The sequence below is a fragment of the Cupriavidus phytohabitans genome (assembly GCF_000426345.1).
In the GTDB taxonomy this organism is placed as follows: domain Bacteria; phylum Pseudomonadota; class Gammaproteobacteria; order Burkholderiales; family Burkholderiaceae; genus Cupriavidus.
In genome coordinates this window covers 1-7874 of sequence record NZ_AUFE01000127.1, presented here as the reverse complement: position 1 = coordinate 7874, position 7874 = coordinate 1, and the positions used below count along the sequence as shown (strand labels likewise).

The window sequence follows — 7874 nt, the reverse complement described above, 5'->3', positions numbered from 1 at the left end:
GGTGCTAGCAAGGGATACGAGATACACGGCACCCGCCATGGCTGTATAGCCAGGTGCGTGCCCCCGACAATCCGTCTGAACTGACTTGTTCTCAAGGAGCGCAAGCATTGATCGCATGATGGCTAACAGGTTGGACCGGGGCGAGGAAAACCCGATAGGGAATGTGAGCAGCAACGCTCGATGATCAGATGAGGACCTCGCCAGCGAATTCCATATGGGCCAGCAGGCTGAGCGGCCTGCACAAAAGGGCCGGACATAAGCGTGCTGCCTTCACCTGTCGACCACCATGTCAATCGGCTTGCAATCCGGGAGGCGTCCACATAAGCGTTTCCCTAGCGTGCAAACAGGTGCCCGCCCCGAAAGCAAAGCGTCGAAGGCACTGGACAATTCTCGCTCCTCTCCGCTGACGAAGACACTTGCCGGGACGGTGGTGTCTCAGTCGAGCAAGAAGCGTTGATTCTGGCAGCGCTAATTTGTGAGCGAGCTGCCCTTCGCTACCTCCACATAGAGCACTGCCTCGGCAGTGCTTTTTATTTTCGGCAGATCGGGGGCGCTCCATACGAACTGAGGCTGCCCAAAGTAGACGGCAGACTCTCACTAGCGCAGCATGTTGCTGTGCTCGTTTCCTACTCCAACCGCGGCAACTTTTCAGCGGAAACCGCCAACACTTGGCGCGTTCCATCTCTCGGCGCCTGGTAGAGCGTGCCGATCGCATCCTCCAGAGGAGGTGTGCCACCTATCCCTACTGCTTGGCCTGGTCAGGCCTGCAGCAGGACGCCGAGCCGCCGGATGAGCCAATCCAGTTCGTCCTCTGACACCCACCCCTTCTGCGACACGGAGATGCGCATTCGCCTGAGCGTCTGCTCTCTGGAATGTTCAGGATGTTTGGCAGCATCTTTTTTCGCAACTGGCAGAAGCTGTTGCGCCAAGTCCTCGCAGATGTCCCAACGCTCAAATCGCTCTTCTTCGGTCTGGCCAGCGACATACCGCCCGTCAATCTCGCGAACGCCTATTTTCGGTTGGGCGCCTGTAACCACGGCCGGAATCTTGATTCGCGGAAAGTCCTCGGGGATGTCGTCCAGGTTCATGTTTGATGTTCCTCCTTCTTAGAGCGACGTCTGCTTGCGCGCTGGCGCGGCTCGGCACTCCTGGCGGGCCTCAAGGGGTTGATAGTCGCGATGGGCACAATCTTGCCGAAATGCTCCAAGTTGCAGTTGCTGCGGAGTCGCGCAAAGCTCTCACCAATCATATATTCAAGCTCCTCAGACGTGTATGAGCGAGAGGAGGCCGTGCGTGCCACTTCACCGCCTCTTGGGATGAGAATTTCCTTGGAACAACCGGCGCATTTTTGCCGCTACAAGTCCACTTGTGGGTTCAAGCGGCAAATTCCTGCCGCTTGCTGCGAGTGGAAATGCAGCTAGCCTCCAAGAAGATTGCTGTTGGCAATGCCTCTGTCAGCAAGAATGCGCCGCCAGGAGGAAGGCGGTCGACGGTTCGAAGTCGGGGCCTTCGAAAAATAGCTGCCGTCGGCGAGGGGAGCGGCTACCATCCCCAAGCAGCACAGTCTCGTATGCGCTGCATTCGCTAGGTTCGAACAAGTCATGACGCTTTCGCGAATCTATACTCGGCATGCACCTGCCATCGACCTCCTACCTTGACGCCTACGACCTTGCCGAAATTCTAAAGGTCAGCCCAGGCACGGTTCTGCGCCGGGCCAAAAGACAGCCGCGCACCTTACCACCGCCTGCGTACCTAGGCCCGAACTTCCCGCTTCGCTGGCGCCTTGCGGATGTTCTCTCCTGGCGAGCGCAGGAGGCCGCCTCCGCTGCTTAGCTGTTGTTCCACGACTTGCCGCCCATCGCCGTCCATGGCGCACGGCTGCCGAAGACCGAGGGCGGAGAAGAACGTCAACGCAACCCTGCCGCGTGAGCGGCTCGTACCGGCGCAACTTGCACAGTGCCAAGCTACGTTTTCGAACTCCCGGGCCGCCAATCACAGGGTCGCAATCCCGCCTTCCGGGAGTTCGTCCGATTACCGCACAGAATTTCTCCGCGAGAAAATTTGGAATATGTTGCTCCAATTACTGCCAAATTTTTAAATCGATAACAAAAAGGGGTCAGCATATTCAGTTTTCAGGTGTTTTCATCAACATTTCTCAAACATATACTTCTTTCGCAGCACCACACCGCTTTTGCGGGTGAGCCGCCCAACACACCTTCAATCCTGAATTAAGTTTAAAAAAGGAGTTTTTGAAAAAATGTTCGTCTATACCGTTTACAAGGAAATTTCGCCTGTTCATGCAGCTGTCAACTCGCTCGGTTCGTGGATCGACTCGACGACGGGACAAAAGATTGAAAAAGCCTTCTACGAGCAGCACGACGACAGCTCTGGTTGCCGGAGCGTGCTGAACGAGCTGAAGGATTCAACCCTCTATGCTTACGAGCAAGTGCTCGAGTATCCGTTGGCCTGTGATTACCAAGGTAGAGATTGGCACGACATGCTGGGCGAGCTTGTCGGCTTCGACAAGGACAACCACGAAGCGTATCCGGCCGGTGGTCCGTTCGCTGAGCTACTGAATTGCGAGTACTGGATGACCACCCTTGGCCCGCGTACAGCGGCCAAACTGGTCGCAGATTTCGACGCATGGGATGATAGGGCTCGGTCGTTCTCAGATGCCGGCGGCGAGTTCTATCTGACGTATTGGTGGGTTCGCACGTGCCTCTCGCACGCTGTCAAAAATGGCGCAGTGAAACTCCACTACGCCCTGTCTTGATTGGACGAAAATAGTCCGGGGATTCTTGCGAGCACCGCGTCATGCGCGTGCTCGCTTCCCATAACCGGAGCCCGTAACTGCGCGGATGTACAGCAACAGCAACTTCGTGTCGGCGAGACAAACATCCACCGGTATCGCGCTATACCAAACAGCAGATCTTGATTCTTCTTGCCGGTGCACCTCAGCACCGAACCGAATGATCTGCCGCGCTTATCCATAGCGCGATTACCCGTCAATAACTTCTGCAGGACAAAAGAGATGGAAACTAGCTTCATTATGACCACGAAGAAGAGCTCTCTGCCTATCGGTACGCTGGAAGAGCTCCAGTCGTTGGAAACGCAGTTCAAGCAGGCTCGTGGCTTGCCGGGAAACCTTCCCATGTTGACATGCCCAATTGCCAAGGAGCAGAAGCACCTTCTCGGGTCTCAGTACAGGCAGAGCAATCTCGGTTTCGGATGCATCGAACTGGGCGACGGAAGCAAACTGCAAACAATCCGTTTTCAGATGGGAGATTTGCAGTTCTACTGGGTAGCCGATATGGTCGACCCGGAGGTGTGGTCGGCGCTTGACATGTGGAGGTCGGTTGGGCGTATCCCTCTTCTGTTCAGAATCGAGAATGGCGACTCTTGGGACGTGTCGCTCGGCGTAGCAGAGGCTCCAACCGGAGTTCTCCGCAACGAGGCATATCGGAGCGGCGGGAATTCAGCTTCTACTGCGAGCACGGTGGACGCACTATTTCAGCTTGTTTCAAGCGGTGTTCTGCAGGCGCAAGCGACCACTGACATTCCGGGGGTGCCCCTGCGGCATGTCTTTGTGAACGTTCTAGTGACGAAGCGAGTGAGTCCGTTTGTTGAGCAGTATGTGACCGTGGGTCCGGGAGAGAGGAAAAACATCTGAGAGCTCTCAAATGCGCGGCCTCTGGGGTCGCGCATTTTCTGGGTGCGCTCCTTCCCGGGATGTGGCATGGGTGGGGCACTGCCCGCTGTGACGCGCCGGAAGAACGCGCCCCCGGGGCGCTTGATGTGTACGGGCTTCGGTAGCCATCAGCGCATCCAAGTCATCCCAATGCAAAAAAAGATTGATGCCGTTCCACGGCGAAAACGACCTCTATTTGCACGGGGTATTCCGCTCAAGCGCACGCTAGAGCAGGGGACGAATGCGCTTTCGAGCAAATTATGCCTCCTCGGCAAACCTACACTCATATGCAGGCAAAGCATGCCTGTGCGAGGCGTGCCGACCGGCATGCTCGCATGCTTAATCGATGAAGACGAATGAACAACTTTGGCGACAATATTCATGCCGTAGGAGAATTCGACCTCCTCGCGCGATTCTGGCACAAGCCGGAGATGCCGGAAGGGCTGCCTCTGTACGCTGGCGCGTTGACATGCCCAGTGGAAGCCTCGGCCCTGGCCAGCCTGCCGCAGGACTTCTCGCCGGCGACAATGACTTTCGAAAATTTGCAGCTTGGTGCGCATCTCATCATCGAGATGAAACTGTCCGTGGGTGAGCAGGAGATTCGCTGGCTTGCCGATGCGAAGGACCCGGACGTTTGGACGTACATCGACTCCTGGAAGCAGTGGAAGGTCATGCCGGTTGTGGTTGGCGTTGAGCAGGACAATGTGGGTCTACAGGTTCTATTTCCCGAAGACGCCGGATATTGCTCTGACGCCGGGCGAATTGCTTGAAACGGGATATGTTTGGGGAGACACCGAACCGTGGCACAGTATGCTCGAGCATATCAAAAGCCATCGGGCTGCATACCCGCTCATGTCTGCCCGCGTGCCACCGGTTCCACGGCCAGACGACTTTAAGGGTGTCAAGGTCGTGCTATCTTCTGAGGGCCTTTGAGAATAGCCGGGCTGACCTTCTTGCGCTGCATCACTACATTCGTCGGCAACCTGAAAGTTATCTCTGGGCGGCCACCTGGCGTACCCCGGCACCTGATTCTCGAGAGCTTGCCGGTGAGTTCAATGAAACTGAACTACTCGCAGCTGAGTACCAGAAATTAGCCGAAGAATATGGGGGAATGTCTATACTGGGCTCAGATTGGGTTAAATTCCAGACTCCCGCAACCGGCTGAACGAGGATTATTACATGGCAACTTACAAACAACTGCTGGCACAGAAAGAAGCCTTGGAAGCTCAGCTCGCCGAGGTACGCTCTACTGAAGTGGCCGGCGTTATCGAACAAATCCGGTCGTTGATGGAGCAATACGGCCTGTCCGTGGAAGACATTCAGGGCAAGCGCCGACGCGGTCGACCCGCTGGCAGTGGCGCTGCAAAGGTAGAAAAGGAGCCGCTACCGCCGAAGTATCGCGACCCGAAGACGGGAAAGACTTGGTCGGGCCGGGGCAGGATGCCGGCGTGGCTTGGGAAGAATCCGAACAGGTTCCTGATTGCCGAAGAGTAAATTGTGGCCTTGGGCTCCTCCGTCCAGGGGGCGCCCGTTTCCTTATTTCTCGGAAGCAGTTTGCCGCATCTCGATTCCGAAGAATGATGCATCCCCAGCGTGCAACTCAGCCCTAAACAATTTCTCCTTGCTGACGATAGAGCGAAGCAGCGTCATTGTTGACGCAATTTTCGCGAGAGGTGAATGGTTCGAAACGCGTTGCAATGGATTGGCGGGAAGCTCGAAGACTTGTTCTGGTTGCTCGATGGCATGTACGACGACCTACGCGAAGGCTTTCACTACCATTTCGCGACGCTGGGCTGCCCATCGGCAAGAGGAGTCCGAGAGTAGGGCGAGAGTAGGGCGAGAGTCCGGGTACGTCGCCGCCGGCACACGGCTGCCAGACTCGCCCACGAGGTCGTCAAGAAGCGGGCACCGGAGACGACCCATTTCACGCTAAAACTCGTTAAACGCGAGGTCGCCGTCGTCACACAAATTGCGGAAGGCCCGGTTTTACTACACTTCACGTCGAGCAAGGCTTGCCCGTAGCAGCGCTTACTTTGCTGCGATAAGCGGCAATTGTCTCGCAGCTTCAGACCACCATCGGAGTGGTGGCTCCATCGATCGACAGGATGGAGCCAGAAATATAGCTTGCGCGTGGCGAGGCGAGGAACAGCACGGCGTCCGCCACCTCTTCCGGCGTGGCCAGGCGGCCCAGACCGGTGCGCGCATTAGCGCGCGCCAGCGCCTGCTTTACCGTCAGGCCGCCGATTCGTGCATCCACTTCCATGCCCTGCTGCAGACGCTCGGTATGCGTAGCCGACGGATTGATCGCGTTCACGCGTACGCCTTGCTTGCCGTAGGCATTGGCCAGTCCGGCGCTGGCCAGCATCAGTGCAGCGTTAGCTGCGCCACCTGCCAGGTGGGCGGGGGTGGCTATCTTGCCACCCATGCCCACGATGTTGACGATGGCGCCGCGCCCTTGCTGCGCCATGCGCTTGACCACTGGATCAATCACATTGATGTAGCTGAAATACTTGGCGGCCATGGCTTCCTGCCACAGCTGTGGGGTCAGCTCGTCCGGCGGTCTGCGCTTGGCCGCGCCGGCGGAGGTCACCAAAATGTCGATGCCGCCAAGTCCTGCCACCGCTTCTTCCACCGCGCGTGCGGCCTCGGCGATATTGGTCAGATCGGCGGATACCACGACAACGTCCTTGGCAAAGTCGCCCTGGCCTTCGGCCAGCTTGGCGCAGCCCTTCGCCAAGTTTTCGGCGCTGCGCGAAACGATGGCCACGCGCGCGCCTTCACGCAGAAAGCCGGCCGCACAAGCCAAGCCGATACCGCGGCTGCCGCCGGTGATGAGCACCCGTTGATTGCGAAGTTCGAGATCCATAATGGTGTGTTTTGGTTGGCGGGGAGCGCGGACATCGTTCGACAAATCGCGAATCCCGATCTGTGGCGGGCCGGTTGCGACGCCGGTTAGACGACAGCGGTCATCATAGCGCGCCTGTTGGTGCTCACCACACTTTCACGATGGTGAAATGATTTCTACGCGATTTCTTACTGCCCAGCGATCCGTCGCCCCGGATAGAGCGCTCTCGTATACGACGGTCGCGCATCCTTGCGAGCCTCACCGGTCCTTGCAATAAAAGGCACGGCTTTTGAAGCAGCTATTCAACATTAGGCAGCGATTCGAACCCTGAATGGGTCCGCAGTAGCTTCTCGCTGCGATGCCTGCATGGCCGCAGCGTACTCAACTCGGGTGCATTCGACCAGTGCTGCGACTGGGACCACAGCCTTTACTGCGCCGACACTGTGGCCGCCGCTCCGGATGTCGCTCCATCGACGCGGCCCGGGTTGATCATTCTGCGGTCTGTCGAAGGTTGTTCTTGCGGCACCAAACAGCTCGCGGGCTCGCGCGGGCGATATGCTTTCATCCAGTTGTTCGGGGTCAAGCCCAGCCGCGACAATAGAAGGGCGGAGCATATTGGTTTGCAAGCCGGTAAATGCGCGCGTGAGTTGGACATCGTCCAGAGAGCAATCGACAACCAGTCGGCGGTAGGCCTCGTTCGCCAACGACTCTTCGGTTGCGATAAACCGCGTACCCATATAGGCGAGGTCGGCGCCAGCGGCTCTAGCAGCCCATAGAGCATGACCATCGGATACCCCACCTGCAAGCACTATGGGTCCGTCGAAAAATTCGCGTACGGCACGGATGAAAGACAAGCCATTGAGCCAACCAGTTTGCCCACCGGCACCAGCGCTTAAGAGGATAAGTCCGTCCACACCTGCCCGCACTGCCTTGCGAGCATGGGCGAGCGTTCCAACATCCGCTAGTACGCGACATCCTGCATCGTGAAGTGGTCCGATGACAGCAGCGGGCGAGCCAACGCTTGTGATTACCCACTCAACCCCGTGACGGCGCACAGCTGACACGTCTGCGGAGAGTTGATCAGCGGAACGGTGAATGATGATATTCACTGCAAATGGAGCGTCGAGTGGTGACAAGGCGGTACGAATTCGCGCAAGCCACGCGTCTAGCCCGCCTGATTCTAATGCGTTCGCCGACGGAAAGCTTCCCATCACTCCGGCGCGGCATGCCGCGATCACGAGTTCTGGCCCTGACACTTTTAGCATAGGCGCGGCGATCAGCGGGAGCTAAAGTCGAAACTGGTGTACAGGCGGGGAATTTGAGGCGCGGAGTAGAGGGCGG

At 57.6% G+C, this 7874-nt stretch carries 7 protein-coding genes; 4 read left to right on the top strand and 3 right to left on the bottom strand.

Annotated features, from left to right (window positions below; translation table 11 throughout):
- Positions 1-758 precede the first annotated feature (758 nt).
- Entirely contained in the window at positions 759-1088 is a 330-nt protein-coding gene (locus tag K309_RS0132855; RefSeq protein ID WP_029050218.1) for a hypothetical protein, read from the bottom strand.
- Between the two features lie 1169 nt (positions 1089-2257).
- On the opposite strand from K309_RS0132855, the gene K309_RS38420 reads away from it, so the two are divergent.
- The 4 genes from K309_RS38420 to K309_RS0132835 all read left to right on the top strand — a co-directional run bounded on the left by K309_RS38420 (position 2258) and on the right by K309_RS0132835 (position 5182).
- Positions 2258-2773, top strand: a complete 516-nt coding sequence (locus K309_RS38420) for a hypothetical protein (protein WP_035878759.1) — start codon at positions 2258-2260, stop codon at positions 2771-2773.
- 258 nt (positions 2774-3031) lie between these two features.
- Positions 3032-3670, top strand: a complete 639-nt coding sequence (locus K309_RS39465; RefSeq protein ID WP_051320745.1) for a hypothetical protein — start codon at positions 3032-3034, stop codon at positions 3668-3670.
- 374 nt (positions 3671-4044) lie between these two features.
- The gene (locus tag K309_RS0132840) at positions 4045-4458 is read left to right on the top strand and encodes a hypothetical protein (RefSeq protein WP_029050217.1); all 414 of its coding nucleotides are present in this window, start codon (positions 4045-4047) and stop codon (positions 4456-4458) included.
- 409 nt (positions 4459-4867) lie between these two features.
- Positions 4868-5182, top strand: coding sequence for an H-NS histone family protein (locus tag K309_RS0132835; protein ID WP_029050216.1), 315 nt, complete (start codon positions 4868-4870; stop codon positions 5180-5182).
- Positions 5183-5753: 571 nt separating this feature from the next.
- Here the strand turns inward: K309_RS0132835 and K309_RS0132825 are convergent.
- Together K309_RS0132825 and K309_RS40990 are read right to left on the bottom strand one after the other, a co-directional pair.
- Positions 5754-6554, bottom strand: a complete 801-nt coding sequence (locus K309_RS0132825) for an SDR family oxidoreductase (RefSeq protein WP_029050215.1) — start codon at positions 6552-6554, stop codon at positions 5754-5756.
- 287 nt (positions 6555-6841) lie between these two features.
- Positions 6842-7810: an NAD(P)H-dependent flavin oxidoreductase gene (locus K309_RS40990; RefSeq protein WP_369796566.1), complete on the bottom strand. Its 969-nt coding sequence runs from the start codon at positions 7808-7810 to the stop codon at positions 6842-6844.
- Between the last annotated feature and the right edge of the window lie 64 nt (positions 7811-7874).